General features: G+C 72.8%; 7 protein-coding genes. All 7 read right to left on the reverse strand.

The window, feature by feature from the left end; all coding sequences use genetic code 11:
* Window positions 1-2 precede the first annotated feature (2 nt).
* Window positions 3-6,422 (reverse strand): PGRS repeat-containing protein, encoded by a 6,420-nt coding sequence (locus tag ACKY0W_RS21045; RefSeq protein ID WP_409435657.1) that lies wholly within the window; start codon window positions 6,420-6,422, stop codon window positions 3-5.
* 125 nt (window positions 6,423-6,547) lie between these two features.
* The gene (locus ACKY0W_RS21050; RefSeq protein ID WP_409435658.1) at window positions 6,548-10,924 is read right to left on the reverse strand and encodes a PE family protein; all 4,377 of its coding nucleotides are present in this window, start codon (window positions 10,922-10,924) and stop codon (window positions 6,548-6,550) included.
* Between the two features lie 60 nt (window positions 10,925-10,984).
* The gene (locus ACKY0W_RS21055) at window positions 10,985-17,608 is read right to left on the reverse strand and encodes a PE family protein (protein WP_409435659.1); all 6,624 of its coding nucleotides are present in this window, start codon (window positions 17,606-17,608) and stop codon (window positions 10,985-10,987) included.
* Between the two features lie 62 nt (window positions 17,609-17,670).
* A complete protein-coding gene (locus ACKY0W_RS21060; protein ID WP_409435660.1) occupies window positions 17,671-19,935 on the reverse strand; it encodes a hypothetical protein in 2,265 nt (754 codons plus the stop codon).
* A gap of 36 nt (window positions 19,936-19,971) precedes the next feature.
* Complete coding sequence (locus tag ACKY0W_RS21065) at window positions 19,972-22,161, reverse strand: hypothetical protein (protein WP_409435661.1); 2,190 nt, start codon at window positions 22,159-22,161, stop codon at window positions 19,972-19,974.
* Window positions 22,162-22,801: 640 nt separating this feature from the next.
* Window positions 22,802-24,679, reverse strand: a complete 1,878-nt coding sequence (locus ACKY0W_RS21070) for a fatty acyl-AMP ligase (RefSeq protein WP_409435662.1) — start codon at window positions 24,677-24,679, stop codon at window positions 22,802-22,804.
* 43 nt (window positions 24,680-24,722) lie between these two features.
* Window positions 24,723-25,271 (reverse strand): hypothetical protein, encoded by a 549-nt coding sequence (locus tag ACKY0W_RS21075; protein ID WP_409435663.1) that lies wholly within the window; start codon window positions 25,269-25,271, stop codon window positions 24,723-24,725.
* Between the last annotated feature and the right edge of the window lie 63 nt (window positions 25,272-25,334).

Below are 25,334 nucleotides of genomic sequence, written 5' to 3' on the forward strand. Positions count from 1 at the left end.
ATTTAGCCGTGAGCGCCATCGGTGCCCCTCGTTCCGGATCCGCCGCCAGTGCCGGTCTGGCCCGCGGCGCCCTTGTCCGCGCTGACCGCACCGCCCGCGGACGCCGATCCGGCCGCCCCGGCGGTGCCGCCCGCACCTCCGGAACCGGCCGCACCGCCGGTGCCTCCCGCGCCGCCCACACCGGTGTTCCCGTTGGCGCCGATGCCTTGCGCAGTCCCCGCCGCGCCACCGACGCCGCCGCTACCGCCCGCGCCACCGTTGCCGCCCTTACCGCCGGTGCCACCGTCGCCACCGTCGCCGCCCTTGGCGTAACCGGTGCCCTGGTGGTTCTCACCGGTACCGCCGCCACCGCCGGCGCCGCCGTTGCCACCGTTCTCGCCGGCACCACCGTTCCCGCCCAGGCCGCCGAGACCGCCGTCACCACCGTTACCGGCGATCGAACCGCCCTTGCCGCCGGCGCCACCGGCGCCGCCGCTGGCCCCGGCCGTGCCGTTGGTGCCGTCTCCGCCGTTGCCGCCGTTGCCACCGTCGCCGCCGTAGGCGTAGCCGCGGGTTCCGCCGGTCTGCGCATTGGCGCCACCGCCTGCGCCGCCGTTACCGCCGGCCGCTGCCTGGCCGCCGTTGCCGCCGTTACCGCCGTCGCCGGCGTTGATGTCACCGCAGCCGAAGAACAGTGCGCACGACGCGGACGATCCGGTGCCACCGGCACCACCGATCTGACCGGCCTGGGTGGTGTTAGCGCCGTTGGCTCCGGTACCGCCGCCGGCTGCCTGGCCAGTCGGGGGGGTGTAGCCGGCGGTTCCGACCGCACCATTGCCGCCGGCACCACCGGTCCCGCCGTTGCCAACGGTTCCGGCGTCGCCGCCCTTGCCGCCGATTCCACCGATCTGCGCAGCACCGTTGACGGTGCCCTGGCCGTTACCGCCGACGCCGCCGTTACCTCCGTTACCGCCGCTGGCTCCGGTCGCGCCCCCCGCTCCGCTCGAGGCAAGCTGGCCGTTACCGCTGTCGCCGCCGAGACCGCCGGCCCCACCGGTGCCACGGTTTCCGCCGTTGCCGCCCTGGCCACCGTTTCCGGCGGCCGCGTTGGTGCCGCCACCGGCACCAGTGCCGCCGGTACCACCGTTGCCGGCGCTGCCGCCCTGGCCACCGGCACCGCCTTGGCCGCCGGCACCGTGGCTGCCGGTGCTGCCGTCGGTGGCGGTGCCGCCGACGCCGCCGTTGCCGCCGACCCCACCGGCGCCACCGATGGCCCCGCTGCCGCCGTTGCCACCCTTGCCACCGGTGAGTCCGCCGCCGTCGGGGGCAGTGATGCCCGTCGAGCCGTTCGCACCGCTACCGCCTGCACCGCCGACGCCGCCCTTGCCGCCGACACCGCCGTTGCCGGCCGCGCCGGACAGCGCACCGCCGTTGCCGCCCGCACCACCGTTGCCGCCGGCACCACCGGTGAGTCCGGCCGTGCCGGATCCTCCGGCGTTGGCGGCGTTCCCGCCGGCCTGACCCGCCGCACCGGTACCACCGGCGCCGCCGTCGCCGCCGTTGCCGACCGAGCCGCCGGTGCCGCCCTTGCCGCCGTCGCCGCCGCGGGCGCCGGCCGCCGCGTTGGGGTCGGCGGCCGCGTTGTATCCATTACCACCGGTGCCGCCGTTACCGGATGGGCCGACCGCGGAGGTACCGCTCGCGCCGGTCACTCCGTTGACGCCGCCGGTGCCGCCGGTACCGCGCGCACCCCCGCCGCCGCCGGTGCCGGCGACATTGCCCGCATCGCCACCACGACCGCCGTTGCCGCCGTTGGGGTTTGCGGCATCCCCGTTGCCGCCGTTGCCGCCGTTGCCGCCCTGCCCGGCCGTCCCGGCGTTACCACCGGCGCCACCGCTGCCGTTGACACCCGCGGTGGCCGCGCCGTTGATGACACCCGCGTTGCCGCCGGCACCACCGGTGCCACCGGAACCGGCCTGACCACCGTTGCCGCCGTCACCGCCATTGGCACCGGCCGTCGTCGCGTTGAACCCGGCACCACCGGTGCCACCGGCACCACCGTCGCCACCCTTGCCGCCGACGCCGCCATTGCCGGCGTGGTTGACGCCCAGCAGGCCACTGGCACCGCCGGCGCCGCCCTTACCGCCGTTGCCGCCGGCCGCACCGGATCCGCCGGCACCGCCGTTGGGGTCGACGGCCGTGCCCGCGGTGCCGACAGCGCCGGTGCCACCGACGCCGGTCGCGCCCGCACCGCCGGCACCACCGTTGCCGCCGTTGCCGGCCGAACCCGCCGCGCCACCGTTACCGCCGGCGCCACCATTGCCGCCGTTGTCGGCCACGCTGGTCGGGCTGAAACCGGCGCCGCCGTTGCCGCCGTTGCCGGAGGCCACGCTCACCGCCGTGCCGTTGGCGCCGGTCACTCCGTCGACACCACCGGTGCCGCCCGTCCCACGGGCGCCGCCGCCACCGCCGGTGCCGGCGACATTGCCCGCATCGCCACCACGACCGCCGTTGCCGCCGTTGGGGTTCGTGGCATCCCCGTTGCCACCGTTGCCGCCGTTGCCGCCCTGCCCGGCCGTCCCGGCGTTACCACCGGCACCACCGCTGCCGTTGACACCCGCGGTGGCCGCGCCGTTGATGACACCCGCGTTGCCGCCGGCACCACCGGTGCCACCGGAACCGGCCTGACCGCCCTTGCCGCCGTCACCACCGTTGGCGCCGGGCGTCGTCGCGTTGAACCCGGCACCGCCCGTGCCGCCGGCACCACCGTCGCCGCCATTGCCGCCGACGCCGCCATTGCCGGCGTGGTTGACGCCCAGCAGGCCACTGGCACCGCCGGCGCCGCCCGCACCGCCATTACCGCCGGCCGCGCCGGAACCACCGGCACCGCCGTTCGGGTCGCCGGCTGTTCCTGCCGTACCGACCGCGCCATTTCCTCCGACTCCGGTCGCGCCCGCACCGCCGGCACCACCGTTGCCGCCGTTGCCGGCCGAACCCGCCGCACCACCGTTGCCGCCGGCGCCACCGTTGCCGCCGTTGTCGGCGATGCTGGTCGGGCTGAAACCTGCCCCACCGTTGCCGCCGTTACCCGACACCGTGGTCGCCGAGACGCCGTCGGCACCCTGGCCGCCGTGGATTCCGCCGCCGCCGGAGGTGGCGCCGGCCGTGCCGCCGGCGCCACCGGTCCCAGCGACGTTGCCAGGGTCGCCGCCCTGGCCCCCGTTGCCGCCATTGGGGTTGGACGCATTTCCGGCGGCGCCATCGCCACCGTTGCCGCCCGCTCCGGCATCGCCGGCGTTACCGCCGGCCCCGCCGTTGCCGTTGTTGCCCACGGTTCCGTTGGCCGCGGTACCCGCGTTACCGCCCGCACCGCCGACGCCGCCAGAACCGGCCTGACCACCCTTGCCGCCGTTGCCGCCATCGGCACCGGGCGCCGTGGCTGTGAAGCCCTTCCCACCGACACCACCATTGCCACCGGCGCCGCCCGCACCGCCGATACCGCCATTACCGGCGGTGTTGATGCTCAGCGAGCCGCCAGTGCCGCCGGCACCGCCGTTGCCGCCGTTGCCTCCCGAACCGCCCTGTCCGCCGTTGGTGCCGTTGACGCTGCCCTGGGTGCCGTTGTTTCCGACTGGCCCGCTGGTTCCGGCAGAGCCTGCCGCGCCGGCACCGCCGTTACCGCCGTTGCCGTGAGCACCGCCGTTACCGCCCGCGCCGCCGTCGCCGCCGGATTGCCCTGCCGCGGTGGGGGTGAATCCCGCGCCGCCCTGGCCGCCGTTGCCGGAGGCCCCGACGATCTCGGCGCCGTGTGCGCCGGTGGCGCCGACCGTCGCCCCGGCACCACCGGCGGCTCCGCCATTGCCGCCCGCGGCGGCGGCGCCCACATCGCCGCCGTCACCGCCGTTGCCACCGTCGATGTGCGCCGCGTTGCCGTTGCCGCCGGCGCCGCCATTGCCGGCCGCCCCAGCGTCACCACCACGACCGCCGGCACCGCCGGAAGCGTTGGCCCCCGAAGTACCGTGTGCGGCCGAACCGCCAGCGCCGCCCGCGCCGCCGTTGCCGCCGAGGGCGCCGTCGCCGCCGTCGCCGCCGTTCGCGCCGTTACCGCCGGCCGTGCTGGCGTTGGCCCCGGTCACGCCGTTGCCACCGTTGCCGCCCGCGCCCCCGGCACCACCCACACCGCCGGCGCCGCCATTGCCGGCCTCGGAACCACCCTTACCGCCCGCGCCACCAATGCCGCCGCTGCCGCCGACCGTGCCGTTGCCGCCGTCGGGGTTCACCGCGTTGCCGACGACCCCGTTGGTGCCGTCCGCGCCGGATCCACCGGCGCCACCGTTTCCGCCGTTGCCGCGATCGCCGCCGCCACCGCCGACGCCGCCGTTGCCGCCGGAGTCGCCCGCGGTGGTCGCGTTGAATCCGGCGCCGCCCGCGCCGCCGTTGCCTTGACCGATCGCGGCGGCGTGCCCGGCCGAACCCGCTGCGCCGGTGTGAGACCCGGTGCCCGCGTTGCCGGCGCTGCCGCCGGTGCCGGTGTTCCCGCCGTCGCCGCCGTCGCCGCCGTCGCGATGCGCTGCTGTGCCGGCTGCGCCGGCGCCACCGTCGCCGGCCCTGCCGGCGTCACCGCCGCTACCGGCGTTGCCCCCGGCCCCGGTGGAGCCCGCGACCCCATGGGCCGCCGTACCGCCCGCACCACCGTTGCCGCCGCTGCCGCCGGTGCCGCCGCTGCCCGCGTCGCCGCCGTTGCCACCGGTGCCGGTGCCGCCGTTGTCGAACGAACCGGTCGCGCCGACGACACCGTCGCCGCCTGCGCCGCCGTCCGCGCCGTGGCCGCCCCGACCGCCGGTTCCGCCGTTGCCGGCCATCGAACCGCCCTTGCCACCGATGCCACCGGTGCCACCGTTTCCGCCGGTGTGACCATCGGTGCCGTCGGGGTTGGTGACGCTGCCGTCGCTGCCGGCGATGCCGGTCGACCCGTTGCCGCCGTTACCGCCCGCTCCACCGTTGCCGTAGGCGCCGCCGTCACCGCCCGCGCCGCCGTTGCCGCCCGATTCGCCTGCGGTCGTGGGGCTATAGCCGTCGCCGCCCACGCCACCGTTGCCACCGACGCCGGTCACGTCGGCACCGTTGATGCCCTGCTGACCGGCTACTGCTCCGGCACCGCCGGCTTGTCCGCCCGCACCGCCGGCGCCCGCCGTGCCGGTGTCGCCGCCGTCACCGCCCGCGCCACCGTTGAGGTTCGACGCCGTGCCGGCCGCGCCCGCACCACCATTGCCGCCGAGTCCGGCAACGCCGCCGGCCCCGCCGTTGCCGCCGTTGCCCGCCTGACCGCCGGCACCCAAGGTGCCGTTGCTGCCGAACCACGAGCTGGCCTTCCCGCCGGCACCGGCCGTGCCGGCCGCACCGCCGTTCCCGCCCGTGCCGCCGTTACCACCGTCGGTGCCGTCGGTGCCGTCGCCACCGTTGCCGCTACCGCCGCCGGCGAAGGTGCCCGTCTCGCCGTCGTTTCCGTCAGTGCCGGCCACACCCGCACCACCGACACCGCCGGTGCCACCGTCACCGGCCGCGCCGCCCCTACCGCCGGCACCGAAAATGATTGCCTTGGAAGCGCCGCCGGCTCCACCGTTGCCGCCTACACCGCCGTTGCCGCCGACACCACCATTACCGCCATCGACACCGGCGACTCCGACCGCGCCCGCAGCGCCGACCAGTCCGTCGCCGCCGACACCGCCGGCACCACCGATAGCGAAGAGCCAGCCAGCCCCGGCCCCGCCGTTGCCGCCGTCGCCACCGGCACCACCGATACCGCCGACGCCGCCGATACCGCTCCAGCTGCCGCCGGCCCCACCGGTGCCGCCGTCGAAGCCCGCTCCGCCGTCGCCGCCGGCACCGCCGTTGCCGAACATCCCGGCCGCGCCACCATTGCCGCCGGCCACCCCGGTCAGCGAGCCGTCGTAGCCCGCGCCACCGTCGCCGTATAACCAGCCGCCGTTGCCGCCGTTGGGGTTGAGTTCGGTACCGGCAGCACCGTTGCCGATGATGATCGAGCCGAAGCCGAAGGTGTTGTTGATGAAGTCGTTGACCTGGGTTCCGAACGGACTCTCGATCCAGTCGACCATCGCGCTATGCATCGGGGTGTAGAACCACTGGTCGACTATGGCGGTGAGGTTGCCGGTGTCGGCCGCCGAGCCCGCGGTCAGTGCGTTGGCCAGCTCGTCACCGGCGAACAGCTGATCCCAGTTCAAACCTGAATCCCAAGTGCTGGATTCGAATAGCGGCGCCCAGGTACTCGGGTCGAACAGGTCGTCCAGATCGAAGTCGGCCTGCGCTTGCGGGGCCATGCCGAACGCCAGGAACGCGCTGGCGGCTCCGGCGGCACCGACTGCTCGGCGAGATGCATTGCCGCGGTTGACGTATTGACCTGTGTTACGACGTTTACGAGCCATGGGAACGACGCCTATCTGCTGAGTTCGGGATGAGGTTGGTTGAGTTTTCGACGTCGGCGAACCGGCGCGAAAGGGCGTTCCCACGCAAAAGGAAACGCCGCGAAAATGCATGCGGGAGAACGTGGCTAGCCATGGGCGCCGTCGTTACCCTTCGTGCCTCCCGCGCCACCGGTTCCGATTTGCCCCGGGGAACCGTTGGAGGAGCCGACGGTTCCGGGCGAGGTCGTTCCGCCTTCCCCACGCGCTCCGCCGGCGCCACCAGCACCGGCCGCGCCCCCAGTGCCCGCACCGCCACTGGCACCGGCTGCGCCGGAGCTGCCAGAGCCGAGGGCGACGCCCGCCGCGCCAGCGGCACCACCGTTACCGCCGTCGCCACCATTGCCGCCCCCGCCGCCCGTGCCGCCATCACCGCCGTTGCCGCCCCAGACGTAGCCAGAGCCCTGACGGTTCTGCGAATAGCCGCCCTTGCCGCCATCACCGCCGTCGCCGCCCTTCTCACCGGCGCCGCCGTTGGCGCCTGCGCCGCCGGCACCGCCGTTGCCGCCGTCACCGGAGATCGAGCCGCCCTTGCCGCCGGCACCGCCGGCGCCGCCGCTACCGCCGTTCGCGCCGTTCGCGCCGATACCACCGTCACCGCCGTCGCCACCGTCGCCGGCGTGGGCCTTGCCGTTGGTGCCGCCGGCATTGGCATACGCATCCCCGCCGGCACCACCGTTGCCGCCGTCCGCGGCCTGCGCCCCGTTGCCGCCGTTTCCTCCACCGCCGGCGTAGAAGTCGCCGCAGCCGAAGAACTTTGCGCAGCTGTTGTCATTGCCCCGGCCGCCGTTTCCGCCGGCCTGCCCGGGTTGGGTGCCATTGGCACCCGTACCGCCGGTACCGCCGCCGGCCGCCTGGCCGTTCGGGGCCGTGTAACCGTCGGCGCCCACCTTGCCGTTGCCGCCGGCACCGCCGTTGCCGCCGTTGCCGATCGCACCGCCGTCACCGCCGGCACCGCCCTTGCCGCCGTTGGCTCCTGCCGCCGCGCCGGCGTCACCGGCCGCGTTGTAGCCGTTTCCTCCCGCGCCGCCATTGCCGGACGCGCCCGCTGTCGCAGTTCCGCTTGCGCCGCCGGACCCGTCGGTTCCACCGCCGCCCGCGACGCTGCCGGCTGCGCCGCCAGCCCCCCCGCTACCCGCGATGTTGGCCGGATCGCCGCCGTTACCGCCGTGGCCGCCGTTCGGGGTGCTGGCATTGCCGTCGCCGCCCCGGCCGCCGTTGCCGCCCTGGCCGGCGCTGCCGGCGTTACCGCCCTGGCCGCCATTGCCGTTGGCGCCGACCACCGTGCCCGACTGCGCGGTTCCGGCGTTGCCGCCGGAACCACCGTGGCCGCCGGAGCCGGCCTCGCCACCGGCCCCACCATTGCCACCCGCGGCGCCGGCCGCCGTCGCGCTGAATCCGTTGCCGCCGTTACCGCCGTTGCCGCCGGCACCGCCATCACCACCGATGCCGCCGTTGCCCGCGGTGTTGATCGCCAGCGCACCGCCGGTTCCGCCCGCCCCGCCGTTGCCACCATTGCCACCGTCGGTGCCGGTACCGCCCGCGCCGCCGTTGGGGGTGCCGGCCGTGCCCGCTGTGCCGGCGGTGCCGACGCCGGACTTGCCGCTGCCGCCGACACCGCCATTGCCGCCGTTACCGACGTTGCCGCCGTCACCGCCGGCCCCACCGTTACCCCCGGAGGTTCCGGCCGCAGCACCGGCGTCGCCGGCCGCGTTGTAGCCCGCGCCACCGTTGCCGCCATTGCCGGCTGGGCCGGTGATCGCCGCGCCGGCGTCGCCGCCGGCCCCGGCGTTGCCGCCGGTTCCCCCGGTCCCGACCGCACCGCCCTGACCCGCCGTTCCGGCAGCACCGGCGTCACCGCCATTACCGCCCTTGCCGCCGTTGATGTTTGAGGCGTTGCCTGCTGCACCGTCCGAGCCGTTACCCGCCGTGCCGGCGTTGCCACCGGAACCACCGGACCCGCCACTGCCGTTGATGCCCGTGTTGCCTGAACCGCCGGCCGTGCCTCCGGCGTTACCGCCGGCGCCGCCGGAGCCGGCGTTGCCACCGTTGCCACCGGAGCCACCGTTGTTGCCGTTCGCCCCGGCCACCGTGGCCTGTGCACCGGTTAGGCCGTCCCCACCGTTGCCGCCGGAACCACCGGCACCACCCAGACCGCCGTTGCCACCGTCGCCGCTGATCGCGCCGCCCAGACCGCCGGCACCACCCGCACCACCGTCGGTACCGTTGCCGCCGCTGGTGCCGGAGCCGCCCGCGGTGGTGGCACTCACACCGGCCGCACCGGTGAAGCCGTTGCCGCCGTCGCCGCCATTCCCGCCGTTGCCGTGGTCGCCGCCGTTGCCACCCGCGCCGCCCGCGCCGCCGGCGACGCCCTCGGTCGAGGAGGCCAAGCCGTTACCGCCGTCGCCGCCGTTGCCCCCGACAGTCGGCGCGTCGCCTTCCGCGCCCTGCGCGCCGGCGTTGCCGCCCAGGCCACCGGATCCGGCCGCGCCGCCGTTGCCACCGGCACCCGCGATTCCAACGTTGCCGCCGTTACCGCCGTTGCCGCCGTCGATGTTTGAAGCGTCGCCGTCCGATCCCCGGCCGCCGTCGCCGGCCGCGCCACCAGTGCCGCCCTGGCCACCGTCGCCACCGTTGCCGTTGGCACCCAGAGTGCCGGTGCCGGTGGCGGTGCCCGCGTCGCCTCCCTTGCCACCGTCGCCGCCGGTTCCGCCGGCACCGCCGTTGGTGCCGTTGCCACCGTTGCCGTCACCGGTCAGGTAGCTGCCAGTCTCACCCGTCTGTCCGGCCCCGCCTTGGCCGCCGATGCCGCCCTTGCCGCCGTCGCCGCCGCTGCCGGCATTGCTGTTGGCGCCGGTGCCGTTTCCACCGTGCCCGCCGTCGCCGCCCAGACCGCCGTTGCCACCCAGTCCGCCGTTGCCACTCAGTGCGCCGGCAGCGCCGCCGTTGCCGCCGTTGCCACCGTCGCCGCCGGTACCGCCCTTGCCGCCCGACCAGCCGCCGTTGCCGCCGGGACCGCCAGCGCCGCCATTGCCACCGTTGCCGCCGGTGCCGCCGTCGCCGACCAGTCCGGCGTCGCCGGCGTTGCCACCGTTGCCGCCGGCGATGCTCAGCGCCTTGAAGCCCAGTTCGCCTGCGTGGGCGGCGTTGTAGGCCGCCACGTCGAACCCGTCGCCGCCGTTACCACCGTTACCGCCGTGCCCGGCCGCCACACCATCGGCGCCACTGGCCGCATGCTCGGTGGTCGACCCCCCATTCAGGCCGCCCTGACCGCCGTGACCGATCGCGCCGGGATCCCCACCGTTGCCACCATCGCCGCCGTCGGGGTGCTCACTGTCCGCGTCCAAACCAGCGCCGCCATCGCCGGCGATCCCGGCGTTGCCGCCGGCACCACCCTGACCGCCCAGGCCGTTGACACCCGACGAACCCCAGCTGGTGCCCGCACCTGCCAGACCACCCTGACCGCCCTGGCCACCGTTGGCGCCGTCACCACCACCAGCACCATCACCACCATTTCCATTGCTGGCAGCCACATCCCAGTCACCAACGGCACCGTCACCACCCCGGCCACCGTTACCGCCCACACCACCGACACCGCCGACACCACCACTGCCGCCGTTACCGAAGAAACCCGATGCCTTACCGCCGGCACCACCATTGCCACCGTTACCGCCGAGGAGGCCGTTGCCGCCGACGGCGCCGTTGCCACCCGAAGCCCAGACACCGGTAGCACCAGTCAGACCCGCCGCACCGGCCGCACCGATCCCGCCGGCACCGCCGGCGCCACCGGAGCCGAACAGCCAACCTGCGCCGTCGCCGCCATTACCGCCGGCGCCACCACCGTCACCGCCGACACCGCCGACACCGCCGACGCCCATCCACGAACCACCGGCACCACCGTCGCCGCCGGCTAAGCCCGCCAGACCCGCGCCGCCGGCCCCGCCATTGCCGAACAGCCCAGCCGCGCCACCATCACCACCGGCGACACCAGCACCACCATCACCGAACAACCAACCGCCCGCACCACCATTGCCGCCATCAACACCGGCAACACCAGCAGCACCATTACCAATGATGATCGAGCCGAACCCGAACGTGTCATTGACAAACGAACCGACCTGAACACCCAACGGGCTCTCAAGCCAATCGACCATGCTCGCGTGCAACGGCGTATAGATGTACGCCTGCACCAACGCCGACAGATCAAACGCATCACCACCAGCCAACCCCGCCGACGACGGGTCGAACAACGACCCCCAGTCAAAGCCCGCCGAGGCATCCTCCTCGGCAGCCGACCACGCCCCCGAACCGAAAACATCCAGCAGCCAATCAAACTCACCATCAGCCTGCGCCGCCGGCACCGACACCAACGGCGTCACACCGAACGCCAAAAATGCCGCCGCCGCCGAACCCGCACCCAATAGCCGACGAGTAGCCCGAGTTGCCTTGTGGCGCTTACCAATCACAGGGGGTACCTCATTACTTAAGCAGGAATGGTTGATTCGTTGACCAATGCCGCGGACGTCTTAGCCGGTACTGCCGGTCGATCCGCCACTGCCGGCGGCGCCGTTGTCGCCGTCGGTCCCGCCGGTGCCCCCCGCACCGCTGGATGCGCTCGAGCCGTCGGCGTTCTGGCCGCCCGCGCCGCCCCCGCCGGCCGCGCCGCCACTTCCGCCGGCCTCGGCGGTCCCACCGGTCCCGCCCTGGCCGGCCGTCTGGCTGCCGAAGGAGGTGCCGCGACTGGTGTTGCCGCCGTCGCCGCCGTCGCCGCCGCTACCGCCTTGACCACCGGAACCACCGTTGCCGCCGGCACCGCCAACGCCGGCCTGACCGGCACCGTCCGCACCGGCCGCGCCCGCGTCACCGCCCTGGCCGCCGATGCCACCGGATCCGCCGTTCCCGCCGTATCCGCCGTTACCGCCGTTACCGCCCTGGCCGCCGACCGCGGAGGTGCCGCCGACCGGCGCCGACATGTAGGCCTGCCCGCCGTTGCCGCCATCGCCACCATCGCCGCCGACGGTGCCGTCGCCGCCGTTGCCGGCCGCGCCACCGACGCCACCGTTACCGCCCACACCCGACATCGACCCGCCGGCACCACCGGCGCCGCCGGCACCGCCGTTGCCGCCGGTCACACCGCTGACACCGTTGCCACCGTCGCCACCGTTTCCGCCGGTACCACCGTGAGCGCTGCTGGAGCTGCCACCGACGTAGCCGTAGCCGCCGGTACCGCCGTCGCCACCGTCACCGGAAACCCCGCCGCTACCGCCGTTGCCGCCCTTGCCGCCGGTGGCCGTCTGGCCCAACCACGCACCGGTGTTGCCCCGGCCGCCGGTGCCACCGTTGCCGCCGTCCTGGATGTGCCCGCCGTTGTTGGCGCTGTTACCCGCGGTGCCGTTGCCGCCGACTCCGGCGGTGCAGGAGCTGGTGCCCGCGGTGCTGCCGCAGTCCGATCCGCCGGCGCCGTTGCCGGCCAACGGGTTCGCGCCGCCTTCCGTCGGTGCGGCCGGGTTGGTGCCCACCGCGCCCTTACCGCCGGCGCCGCCGTCTCCGCCGTTGCCGTTGCTACCGGCCGCACCACCGAGGCCGCCGTTGCCGCCGGATTGACCGGCGTTGTTGATCACGCCGATTCCGTTGCCGCCCGCGCCACCGTTACCGCCGTTACCGCCGCCACCGACCGCGCCGACACCGCCGTGCGCGCCGTCGCCCGCGCTACCGGCCCCGCCCGCACCGCCTTGCCCGGCCGTGCCGCGTTCCCCACCGGTGCCGCCGTTGCCGCCGTTACTGGCGTTTGCCGCGGCGCCACCGCCGACGCCCTGGCCACCCTGGCCACCGGTGCCGGCGTCACCCGCGGCGCCGCCGCGCCCACCGGCACCACCGGTTCCGTTGGTGGCGGTGCCGCCCTGACCGCCCACGCCGCCCTGACCGCCGTTGCCGGCGTCACCGGCGTTGCCGCCGTTCTGGCCGGCGACAGACGCATTGAGCCCGGCACCACCGAGACCGCCTGTGCCGCCCGCGCCGCCCTGACCACCGACGCCGCCATCACCGGCCACGGTGCCGCCGGCACCACCGGTCCCGCCGTTGCCACCGAGTCCACCGTTGCCACCGTGCGTGCCAGTGCCGGAGGCATCGGTGACCCCGGCCGCCCCGGTAGCACCGGCACCGCCGTTGCCGCCCGCACCGCCGGTGCCGACCGTCCCGGCGTTGCCGCCGTTACCGCCCTGGCCACCGACCTGCAGGGTGCCGTCGTACAGGATCTGGCCGGCGCCACCGTTGCCGCCCGCGCCGCCGTTGGAGTGGCCCGCAGCGCCGTCCGCACCATCCGCGGCGTGGCTGCCGTCGGCGCCGGTGCCACCGGCGGCACCGAGGCCGGCCTGCCCGACCGCCCCGCCGTCGCCGCCGTTGCCACCGGTGCCCGCCTCGAAGTCAAGGCCACCGCCGGCCCCGTCGCCACCCCGACCGCCTGTCCCGCCGTTACCGGCCGCGCCACCGGTGCCACCGACCCCACCGGCCCCGGCCGCACCCGCGTTACCGTTCACCGCGGTGCCGCCGGCACCACCGTTACCACCGTGTGCCGCGTCTCCGCCGTTGCCGCCGTCGCGACCGTCGCCGCCGTCGGTGCCCTGCCCCGCGGCATCGGTGGTCCCTGCGGTGCCGACGAGTCCGTTGCCGCCGGCACCACCGCTGCCGCCCGCACCGCCGCTGCCGCCGGCGCCACCGTTGCCGGAGGTAGTGCCACCTGCGCCGCCGACCCCGCCGTTTCCACCGGCCGCGCCGTCCCCGCCATTGCTTCCGTCGCCACCGGCGTCCGTGACACCCGCGTTCCCGGTCGCGCCCGCGCCACCGTCACCACCGACGCCACCGGTTCCGACCGCGCCCGCGTTGCCGCCGGCACCACCGTTACCGCCGGCCTGGGAAGCACCGTTGGACAGCACCTCACCGGCACCACCGTCGCCACCGGCACCACCGTTGCCGCCGCCGACCGCCGCCGCGCCCGCCACACCACCGGCACGCTGGCTGGCACCGTCGCCGCTGAGGCCGCCCTGCGCTGCGGCCCCAGCCTGGCCGGCGCTGCCAGCACTTCCGCCGGCGCCGCCGTTGCCGGCGACCAGGTTCAAGCCGCCGCCCGCGCCGCGGCCACCGGCACCACCGTCGCCGCCGTGGCCGGCGTTGCCGCCGTTGCCGCCGATCCCGCCGATCCCGGCCTTGCCTGCTGCCCCGTTGACCGCGCTGCCGCCCAGACCGCCCTGACCGCCGACGCCGCCGTTCCCGCCGTTGCCACCGTCGAGGCCAATGCCGCCGTTGCCGCCGTTGCCGCCGCTGCCGACCGCGGCATCGGTGCCCGCGGTGCCGGTCAGGCCGATGGCACCGTTACCGCCGTTGCCGCCATGTCCGCCGACGCCGCCGGCGCCGCCGTTGCCGGCGATCGAGCCACCGCTGCCGCCGGCGCCGCCGACACCACCGATGGCACCGTTGGCGCCGTTCACGCTGTTGACCGAGCCGGTCCCACCGCTGGCGCCCGCGCCGCCATCACCACCGCGGCCACCGTTACCGATCGACCCGGCGCTGCCACCCTGGCCGCCTGCGCCGCCGACCTGCATGGTGCCGTCGGACAGTTCGCGACCGTCGCCGCCGCGGCCGCCTTCGCCACCGTTACCGCCGCCGCCGATACCGCCGACCGCACCGGCTGCGCCGTTGTGGCCGGATCCCGCGCCGGTGCCGCCATCGCCACCGGCACCCGCGGTGCCGCGCTCGCCGCCGCTGCCACCATTGCCGCCGCTGCCGGCGGTCGCACCGGTACCCCCACCGGTGCCCACACCGCCGTTGCCTCCGTTGCCGGCAGCACCCGCGGTGCCGCCCTGACCACCGGCACCACCGTTGCCGTCGGTCGCGGCACCACCGAGGCCCCCGGCTCCGCCGGTGCCACCGGTGCCACCGTTGCCACCGGCCGCGCCGGACGCGCCGCTGCCGGGGGTCACGAAGCCGCCGCTCCCGCCGTTGCCGCCCGCGCCACCGGCGCCGCCGCGGCCGCCGGCACCGCCGTCGCCAGAGAGGGTGCCGCCGGCGCCCCCCTGACCGCCGACGCCGCCCGACGCGCCGTTACCGCCGGTCAGTCCGTTGCCGCTCGCGTCGCGGCCGCCGGTCACCCCGGCCGCGCCGCTACCACCGTTGCCGCCCGCGCCACCGGTTCCGATCGCACCCGCGTTGCCGCCGTTGCCGCCGGCACCGCCGGCCTGGACGGTGCCATCGGCCAACACCTGGCCGTTGCCGCCGTTGCCGCCTACGCCGCCGATCGCGCTGCCCGCCGCGCCCGCGGCTCCGCTGGCGGCCTGGCCGCCGGCACCGATACCGCCGTCGCCGCCGTTTCCGGCTCCACCTGCCGTGCCGCCGCTACCGCCATTGCCGCCGTGGCCGGCCACTGCATTGGCGCCGCCACCGGCACCGTCGCCGCCGGCACCACCGGTGCCGCCGTTGCCCGCCGCGCCGCCGGCACCACCGGTGCCACCGACGCCCTGGCCGCCCGCGGAGCCGTGCGCCGCGGTGCCGCCCGCACCGCCGGCGCCGCCGATACCACCGCTGCCGCCGTTACCGCCGACGCTGCTGGTGCTGCCGCCGTCGCCGCCGTTGCCGCCACTTCCCGCGACCGCATCCACGCCGTCGATTCCGTTGGAGCCGGCGCCACCGGCACCGCCGGTTCCACCCACGCCACCGGCACCGCCGACGCCGCCGTTGCCCGAGATCGAACCGCCGGCACCGCCCACGCCACCGGCACCGCCGACACCGCCGGTCGCACCGTTGGTGCCGTTACCCGAACCGCTGGTGATCCCGGCAGCACCCGTCGCCCCGGCACCACCGGTACCGCCCGCACCGCCGTTGCCGACCGCGCCCGCGTTACCGCCGTGACCGCCCACGCCACCGGCCTGGACCGTGCCATTGGCCAGCAGCTGCCCGGCACCACCGGTACCGCCCACGCCGCCGTCGCCACCGGTGCCCGTCGCGCCCGCTTTGCCGCCAACCGCATGCGCACCGCCGGCACCCAGACCGCCGGCGCCACCGGCACCGCCGGCGCCCACCGAACCACCGTTACCGCCGAGGCCACCCGCGCCGGCCGCGGCGGCCTTGCCACCACCAGCACCCGTGCCGCCCTGACCACCGTCGCCCGCGTCACCGCCGGCACCACCGGCACCACCGACACCGCCCGCACCGAATGCACCCGAGCTGCCGTGCGCCGCAGTACCACCGGCGCCACCGTTGCCGCCGAGACCACCGATCCCGCCCTTGCCGCCGTTGCCACCGTTCTCGCCGGTCCCGCCGACACCACCGCTTCCGGCCGCCGCGTTCTGCCCGGCATCGCCGGTCTCTCCGGTCCCGCCGGCGCCGCCGGCGCCACCGACACCGCCCGCGCCTCCGGCGCCGCCGTTACCCGAGACCGATCCACCGGCACCACCGGCACCACCGTTACCGGCGACACCACCGGCGCCGCCCTGCAAGCCGTTGCCGTTGACGTCGTTGCCGCCCAGGGCACCCGTGGCGCCGTTACCGCCGACGCCACCGTTGCCGCCGTTGCCGGTCGACCCGCCGTCACCGCCCCGACCACCGTTACCGGCGGCCTGGCCCGGGTTGACCGCGCTGAAGCCGGCGCCACCGTTACCGCCGTTACCGCTGACGGTGGCCGATTCGCCGGCACTGCCCGCCGCGCCCGCAACGCCGCCGGAGCCGCTGCCCGCCGCGCCGCCCCGGCCCGCGCCGCCGGCAATCCCGGCTTCGCCACCGCGGCCGCCGTTGCCGCCGCCCACGTGTGCGGCGGTTCCGGCCGCACCGTTGCCGCCGTTGCCGCCGGCACCACTGGCGCCGCCATCACCGCCGGCTCCACCCGATCCGCTGTGGCCCGCAGAGCCGAAAAGACCACCCGCCCCGGCGTCGCCGCCCACACCGCCGTTGCCACCCACGCCACCGACGCCGCCGTTGGTCCCGGCACCACCATTGCCGTTGCCGGCGCCGGTGAAGGTGCCCTGTGCGCCGTCGGTACCCGCCGCGCCGCTCCCGCCGTCGCCGCCGAGACCGCCTGTACCGCCGGACCCGCCGTTGCCGAAGAAGGTGCCGCCACCGCCACCAACACCGCCGGCGCCACCGGCGCCACCGTTGCCGCCGTCCCGGCTACCGGTGAAACCGTCACCCCCGGCACCACCGGCGCCACCGACCCCGCCGTTGCTGAAGTACAGCCCGCCCCGGCCCCCGACGCCGCCGGCCCCCCCGGCCCCGCCGTCGAGGTGCACAGCGGTGCCGTCACCGCCGGCACCGCCGTTGCCACCGTTGCCGCCGTTGCCGAAGAAGAACCCGCCGGCGCCGCCCGCGCCGCCCGCGCCACCGACGCCACCGAACTGCCCGGCCGTACCGTCGGTTCCGTTGCCGCCATGGCCGAAGAGGCCGCCGCCGTCGCCGCCCACTCCGGGCGCGCCGTTGATCGGAGCCGGGTCACCGGCCAGCGCAGCGAAGGTGACCATGCCGGGCCCGCCGGCCCCGGAATCGCCGGCCCCGGTGTCACCGGCGCTGCCGGCGTTGCCGCCGTTGCCGAACAACCAGCCGGCGTTGCCGCCGCTACCGCTGTAGCCGAAGCCGTTGCCGCCGTCTCCCAACAGCAGGCCGGCGTCGCCGCCGTCAGGGTTGTCGGCCGTGCCGTCGGCACCGTTACCGATCAGGTACACCCCGAACATGCTGTTGATCGCACCGTTGACCTGCAGGCCGAGCGGGCTGTCGATCCAGTTCTCGATGCCGGTGTGCATCGGCTCGTAGAACAGGGTGTTGAACAGGTCCGCGAACGGGTCACTGGCCGCTGCGGACATCGGGACCAGCGCGGCGTCCCAGCCGGTGTCGAGCTGAGTGAACAGCGGCGCCCAGGAGTCGGCATCGAAGATCGTCTGCCACGACGAGGAGTCGCCCAGGGTGGCGAAGGCATCGCCCAGGCTGGCGCCGAAAAGGTCTGAGACCCAGTCCAGCTCGTCGGCATGGGCCGACGGCGCGATGGACAGCGGAGTCATCCCGAATGCCAGGAATGCACCTACCGCGGTTCCGGCACCGGCGATGCGTTTGCGCCGACGCGCCCCGGCTGCGTTCGCCGTCCGCCGTTCCACACCGTCGCGCTTGCCACCCATTGCTGTTATCCGCCCTTGCTTTTCGTGAAGTGTTGGTTTTGCCGAGGTCGTCTGCGACCGGCCTAGAAGCCGAACAACCCGCCGAGTTGCCCGATGCTGACGGAGATCAGATCGGTGCCGGCGATGCCCATGTTGGCCAGCAGGCCGTCGAGGTCCAGGCCGCCGAGGCCCAGGTCGTCGATCACGTCGTTGACCGTCAGGCCGTCGAGGCCCAGGCTGGCGACCAACGAGTCGATGGTGACGGCGCCCAGGCCCAGCGAGCTGGCGATGTCGTTGAGGGTGACGCCGCCGAGCAGACGCTGCAGAATCTCGTCCAGGTGGACGCTGTTCAGGTTCAGGTCGTCGAGCAGGTCCCCGACCTTGGCGCCGCCCAGCAGGCTCTCCAAGAACCCGTCCAGGTGAATGTTGTTCAGACCCAAGTCGTTTGCGATCGAGCCCAGCGTCATGCCACCCAGTACGTGATCGAGGAGGCCGCCGATGTCGACGTTGTTCAGGCCGAGGCTGGTCAGCAGCCCGTTGATCGTGACGTCCAAGCCCAACCGGTCGATCACAGTGTCGATGTTCAGGTTGTTCAGACCCCAGGAGCTGAGCATCGACATCACGGAGATGTTCATCAGACTCGAGAAGCCGTTGTTCAGAAGGTCGCTGAGCGTGACGTTGTCCAGCCCGAGGTTGTGCATGACGGTGTCGAAGGGGGTGCTCAGATTCAGGCCGGTGAGCAGCTCGCTGAGCTTCTCACCGCCCACGCCGGTCGCCCCCAGCAACTGACCGATGGTGATGTCGGACAGTGGAGTACCGGGCGCCACGCCTAGGTTCGGGGCGCCGGCGCTGTACAGCCGCTGCAGAGTCTCCAGCAGGCTGTTGGGCCCCATCAAGCTGTTGAGGGTTTGGTAGCAGGACACGTTGTACAACCCCGGCAGCAGGGGGCAGGTGACGTCCGGGATGGGGATCGCGCCGTCGGCGAGTTCGAGCAACGTCTTGTCACCCATCCCGGCCTGGGTCAGCAGGTCGGTGAATTTCTGGTCGCCGATCTCGGTGCCTTCGAGCAGGTCACCCAGCGTCATGTCGGCCATCTCCGCGTTCTGCAGCAACTCCGACAGCGACATGTCGTAGCCGGCGCCCTGCAGGATCTCGATCACCAGGTCGCCGACGGTCATACTGCCGGCGCCGCCGCCACCGAACATGCCGCCCAGCAGGCTGTCGATCAGCTCGGCGAGGCTCTGGTCACCGAAACCGGAGGCGTCCAGCAGCGGGTTGATCACGCTGCCGAGCGTCATATCCGCACCACCGAACTGACTGAGCAGATCGGTGATGGTCGCGTCGCCGCCCACCGTGGTGTGAACGAGGTCTTTGAGCGCGTCGCCCAGGGTGAGTTCGCCGACGCCGAGCTGGCCGAGCAGTCCGGTGATGCTGGTGTCCGTCATCCCGGCGGAGTGCAGCAGTCCGGTCGCCAACTCGCCCACCGTCTGGTCGCCGAGGCCGAACTGGTCGAGCAGGCCGGCCAGGGACGGGTTGCCGATGCCGGCCTGACCGAGCAGGCCGGTCAGCACCTCGGCGATCGACTTGTCGCCCAGCCCCACCTGGTCAGCCAGGCCGGAGATCGTCGGGTTCCCGATGCCCATCACGTCCAGCAGGTTGGCCGCCAGATCGGCGATCGGCTGGTCGCCGATTCCGAATTCGGACAGCAGCGCGGTGACGCTCAGGTGCCCGAAGCCCAGGCTGTCGAGCAGGCCGGTCAGCAGGCCCTCCACCGATTCGTCGCCGATGCCGAACTGGCCGAGCACGTCGCCGAGCGTCGTGTTTCCGACGCCGGCCAGGTCCACCAATTGGCCCAGTTGCAGGTCAACGGTCGCGGTGTGTGGTGCGACGAACAGCCCGTTGAACAGCGGGATGTTCATTCCCGCTACGTCGATGCCCGCCGTGCCGAACAGGAAGGCGTTGATCAGCGTGCCCGGCGCGTTGAGCAGGATCATGAACGCGTTGCCCGGGTCGGCGGCGAGCTGATCCATGATGTCGTTCCACGCGTTGTTCAGCGTGATGAACGGGCCGATCATCGCCAGCAGGTTGTGCAGCGTCGAACCCAGCTCGATGTTGATCTGCGCCGGCAGTGGTACCGCGTTGACGGTGATCGTCGGCAGCAGTCCCCAGCTGGTCAGCAGGCCGGTGACGTCGTTCGCCGGGTCGGCGGTCAGCGTCACCGAGTGCTGCTGCGCAGCAAAGGACGTCGGGGCGGCGGGCATCGGTGCAACCGACGGAACCACGGCGATCAGACCGGCGCCGACGACGGCGATCCCGGGCGTGAGGTAGGGGCGAAGGGTCTGCAGCATCAGGTTTCTCCGAGTCGATTCGGTGGATGGGGGCGGTTACACGCCGCCGAACAGCGAGGCGAAGAATCCGCCGAAATCGCCGAGATGGGTGTTGATGAGCACCATGTCGGACAGGCCGAACTGGTCCAGCAGGTCGTTGAGGGTGTCACTGCCCAGGCCCATGTTGGTGAGCATCGAGTTCAACGTTCCGTCGCCGAACAGGTCGCCCAGCAGCTCGTCCAGCTCGGTGGTGGCGAGTTCGAAGCTGCTCAGCAGATCGGCGATGGTCTGTCCGCCCAGGAAGCCGCCGACCAGCGTGTCCAAGTCGGTGGTGGCGAATCCCAGACCGCCCAGCACTGAGCCCAGCGACATGTCACCCAGCAGGCTGTGCAGAAGCGCGTCGAGGTGGGTGTTGCCCAGGTCGGTGGTACCGAGCAACGAGCCCAAGGTCTGGCCGCTGAAGATGCCGTCGAGCAGGTCACTCAGATGCTGGTTGCCGATACCCGCGTCGTTGAGCAGCTGGCCCAAGGTGCCGGTGCCCAGCAGGTTGCCCAGCATCTCGTTGAGGGTGGTGTCGTTCAGCCCCATGTCGGTGAGCAGCTGGCCCAGGCTGGAGTTGTCCAGACCAAAGCTGGCGACCAGCTCGTCGAGCGTCTGGGTGTTCATGCCCATACCGGTGAGCACCGAGCTCAGGGTCATCGAGAGGTTGGCTTCGATCAGATCGCTGAGCTTCTGGTCGGCCATCGGCCCGAGCAGCTGGGCGATGGTCTGATCGGCCATGCCCTGGTCCGCCAGGATGCTGTTGATCGTGGTGGCGTTGAGCCCGCCGATCATGCCCTGGCCGCCGATCTTGTCGGCCACGGTGTCACCGCCGGTGGCCCAGATCAGGTTGTTCAGGGTCAGGCCGCCGAAGCCGAGGTTGCTGAAGATGGTGCCCAGCGAGACGTTGCCCAGGTGGGCGGCGTCGACGATGTTCTGCATGGTCAGACCGCCCAGGCCGGCGGCGTTGACCAGATCGCCGACGGTGGCGTCGCCCAGGCCGGCGCCGCCGAGGAAGTCGACGGCCAGCGAGCCCACGCTCACGTCGCCCAGGCCCATCGCGTCGATGAGGTCCAGCGGGGTCCGCTGACCCAGGTCCAGCGCGTCGAGCACCTTGGGCAGGATGTCGCCGATCGACAGGTCGGCCAGGCCCAGCGAGTTGAGCAGGTCGACCGGGGTCCGCTGACCCAGGCCAAGACCGTCGAGCAGGCTGGCGGCCAGGTCGGAGACCGGCTGGTCGGCAAAGCCGAGCTGGTCGAGCAGGCCGGTGACCGTCGGGTCGCCGATGCCGGCCGCGTCAAGCACCGCCAACAGCGCACCCGAAACCGACTGGTCGGCCAGGCCGACGTTGCCCAGCAGATCGCCGAGCGTCGGATTGCCGATGCCGATCGCATCGAGCACCTTCGTGCCCAGATCCGCCACCGACTCGTCGCTGAGGCCGACGTTGCCCAGGATGTCGATCAGGTTTTTCTGCCCCAGGCCCATGGCGTCGAGCAGTCCGGTGGCGAGCTGCGCGGCGGACTGCGACCCGATACCGATCGCGTTGATCAGATCCAGCGGGGTCTGATCGCCCAGCCCCACCCCGTCGAGCAGGCTGGTGAGCATCGACCCGATCGGCAGGTCGCCGATCCCGATTCCGGACAGGATCGTGGTCAGGCTCTTCTCGCCGAGGTTCACCGTGTCCAGCACCTGGCTGAGCGTGATCTCGAGATCGAAGGACTGCGGACCCGCCAGCAGGCCGTTGAACGCCGGGACGGTGATCCCGAAGAATTCGATGGTGTTGGTGCCGTTGAGCCAGGCGTTGAGCAGGGTGGCCGGTGCGTTGAACAGGATGCTCAGCGTGTTCGCCGGGTCGATGGCGATCGCGGCCCAGATCTCGTTCCATGCGTTGGCGACCGTGACGAACGGTGCGACCGACGACAACAGCAGCCCGAGCTCCGACGGCAGCATCCCGGAGTCCACGTGCTGGCCCAGGTTGGCCAGGTTGGCGGCCGTGTTGCTGAACAGTTGATCCCAGGTGACCAGCACGTCGGACGTGTTGGCCATCAACCGCAGGTTCGACGGTTGCTGTACCGGCGCGAGATCCGGCCGTGGCGCCGGCGAGGTATGCAAGCTCACCTGCGGGATCGGCACAGCAGTGACGCTGACGAGACCGGCACCTACCAGGGCGACGCCCGTCGTGGCGTAGGGACGAAGTAACTGCTGCATCGGGAGTTTCTTCCATCTCGGAGGATCAAACTTTCGCGACAGTACATGAGAAGCGTCACATTTCAAATAGGGAACTCTCAGGCTCACAGATGGAATTCCCCGATTGACGAAAGACAACGTTTGTAGTCAAAATAACGACAACAGACGTAGTCAGAGAATTGACAACATTTTGTGATTGCATTTCACAACAGCCCTGTTGATAGCGGCATCATGCCTGCTCAAGGCGACAACATGCGTAGTCATATTTTGACAACGCCTGCAGTCAGAATTGGCGGGTCGGGGGTGGATGACACCCTAACGCCCAAACCGAGCGGTGGCGAACAGGGCACATTCCGGCAACATGCGCACTTGCCTATCCAGCGATAAATACTGAGGGCAACCTGAGAGATCAGGCATCACCACGGGAAACTCGGTGGACAACTGTCCGCCAACGAGTTACTGACCATTCCGCCACGCCCGCGCGCACCCTGAGGTTCGTCATGGCACCGAGGGCCGCGGTTCCGGCACCGCTCGTCGGGCTTGCTGCCGTCACCGACGGCGCGGGAGGTGTTCGTCGATCCGACGAAGCAAGACGGGTTTGCTGGACGGTACCCGCGGTACCGTCAACTTGCCCCCCGCGGGGCCCTCGATGCGCCGGTGCTTAGTCCGATTCGCGGCGCTGGCGTGCCAGCCTGCCCACGAACCGGGCCAGGCCGAGCGCCATCTGCTGCTTGGCGGCCGTTCCCGGGTCGACGACCGGGCGCGGTGCATTCCACTGGGCGAGGACCGCCAGCTCACCCGCGCTGAACTTCTCCCGGCATGCGGCCCGCTGGATCTTGCCGCTCGAGGTGGTGGGAATGCTCATCGGCCTGACCAGCAGCACGTCGTGCACCTCGGTCCGGTGGTGGCGCAGGACCGCGTCGCGGATCGCGCTCAGAACACCGTCGGTATCGGTGTCGGTCATCCGGTGTCGCTGCACCTCTTGGACCACCACGAGCCGTTCGCAGGCGAACGGGTCCCCGCGCTCGCCGGTGATCGCGAACACGGCGCCGCGGCCGGGCAGCAACAGCGAGTCACAGCCCTGCACGGTGCGCTCGATGTCGTTGGGGTAGTGAACGACGTCGCCCAGCACGACCAGGTCTTTACAGCGACCGGTGACGAACAGTTCATCGTCGTGCAGGAATCCGCGGTCCCCGGTGCGCAGGAAGGGACCCACTCCGGTGTCGGCTAGGTGTGCGGCGAAGGTCTGCTCGGTCTCCGCGCTGCGCCGCCAATATCCTTGCCCGACGCTGGGTCCGGCGACCCAGATCTCCCCGACTCCGTCGGCGTCGCACTCGATTCGGGTTTCCGGGTCGACGATGATGACCCGCTGGCCGCCCCGCGGCTGCCCGCATCCGACCACCGCGGCTGCGACCGGATCATCCGGGGCCGCTTCGACGACCCGGTCTTCACCGAGTGCCCCGCGGTCGACGTGCACGACCACCGGCAGCGGCGAATCCGATCCGCCGGACACTCCCAGCGTGGCCTCCGCCAGTCCGTACACCGGCAGAAACGTCTCGGGGGCGAACCCGGCCGGCGCGAACGCCTCCGAGAATGCCTGCAACGATTCGGGGTTCACCGGTTCGCCGCCATTCAGGGCGACCTGCCAGTTGGACAGATCGAGCGCCGCGCGCTCGGCCGGCGTGCTGCGCTTGACACACCAGTCGTAGGCGAAATTGGGTGCCCCGGAGATGACGGCCCCGTGCCGGGACATCGCCTCCAGCCAGCGCATGGGGCGCATCAGGAAGGCGCCCGGCGACATCACCACCGTGGTCGTCCCGACGTACAGCGTCATCAGGACACCGCCGATGAGGCCCAGGTCGTGGTACTGCGGCAGCCAGGTCACCGAACCCACCGGGCGATGGAACACCGGGTTGTCCGGCGCGGGGTTCCAGGCCTGGCGAACGGTCTGAAGGTTGTGCATGAAGTTGCCGTGGGTCAGCACCACACCCTTGGGCGCCTTGGTGGTTCCCGAGGTGTATTGAATCGCCGCAACGGTCGCCGCGGTCACCGGCGGCAGCGCCCAACGGTCGGCAGCGGACTCGTCGCCGCTCAATTCTTCGGTGGCGAACCACTGCAGCGGCGCTAAGCCCGCCGTCTGGGCTGCGCGGTCCGCCGCGGCGCGGATCCCCTCCTGGGTTTTCGTGGTGGCCAAAGCGATTTCGGCGCGCGCATCGGGCACGATCGCCTCGATCCGCGCCGAGCTCCACTGCGCGTCCACCGGAATCGCGATGGCGCGGGCATACAGGCAACCGAAGAAGGCGACGATGCTGTCCAGGCCCGGGCGGCAGAAGATCAATACTCGCTGGCCCGCCGCGCCGTGCTGCTGCAGACCGGCGGCGACGGCCCGGGCCCGACGGTCCAGCTCGCGATAGGTCAGCCGGTCGTGTTCGTCGTCGCCCTCCGGGCAGAACCGGAAGGCGACCTTGTCGTCGTGGCGGCCGGCCTGCTGCGCAAGCAGGTCCACCAACGTAAATGCGCTGGGCTCTGTCGTTGACATCGCCCAGCGCACCTACGGATCGAACGGATTTACTGCTGCTGAATTACTGCTGCTGGCAGAGGTTGTCCAGGACGTCGATCTGACCGCGCAGCTGGTCGCGCAGCGGCTGCTGGACGGCGTCCTCGGGCGAGTGCCCAGCCAGGTAGTTGATGCTCAGTGCCTCGAGCGTGTCGGCCATGTCGCCAACGGCCTTCGACAGGTCGGCCGGGGTGGCCGGGTTGGCCTCGAGGTTCTGGTGCAGGAAGGCGCCACCGGCGAACAGCGAAAGCCGCGCGTTGGTGCCCACCGCCAGGTCACCGGCCAGGTCACCCGGGACCGGGTTCTGCAGGTTGGTGTTGAACTGGGTGCCCTGCCGCACGACGCCCTGCGCCTCGCAGATCTTGCCCTTGGCGTCGGCACGCTGGTCGTCCGAGAACTTCTGGCTCGTCGACGGGTGGAACCAGCCGAAGATGGCCAAGACGATGCCGATCACGGCCAGCGCCAGCGCGGCGATCGTGGGCACCGACATTGCCGACGACGAGGTGGAAGATTGCGGAAAACCCGCGGTCTTGGGCTTGGCAGAGGAGGATTCGCTCGCAGAAGTCTCAGGCATTGCGCGATCGTAGCGGGACAGATCGCATTAGTCACGCTGAACCGGGATCCGGCGCGTTGGCGG

The sequence above is a fragment of the Mycobacterium sp. SMC-14 genome, from assembly GCF_046250075.1.
GTDB lineage: Bacteria > Actinomycetota > Actinomycetes > Mycobacteriales > Mycobacteriaceae > Mycobacterium.

Bases quoted from the DNA above. Each gene is read 5' to 3' on its own strand.
- ACKY0W_RS21070 (WP_409435662.1), bottom strand. From the start codon at position 24,679: ATGTCAACGACAGAGCCCAGCGCATTTACGTTGGTGGACCTGCTTGCG.
- ACKY0W_RS21055 (WP_409435659.1), bottom strand. From the start codon at position 17,608: ATGGGTGGCAAGCGCGACGGTGTGGAACGGCGGACGGCGAACGCAGCC.
- ACKY0W_RS21065 (WP_409435661.1), bottom strand. From the start codon at position 22,161: ATGCAGCAGTTACTTCGTCCCTACGCCACGACGGGCGTCGCCCTGGTA.
- ACKY0W_RS21060 (WP_409435660.1), bottom strand. From the start codon at position 19,935: ATGCTGCAGACCCTTCGCCCCTACCTCACGCCCGGGATCGCCGTCGTC.
- ACKY0W_RS21075 (WP_409435663.1), bottom strand. From the start codon at position 25,271: ATGCCTGAGACTTCTGCGAGCGAATCCTCCTCTGCCAAGCCCAAGACC.
- ACKY0W_RS21045 (WP_409435657.1), bottom strand. From the start codon at position 6,422: ATGGCTCGTAAACGTCGTAACACAGGTCAATACGTCAACCGCGGCAAT.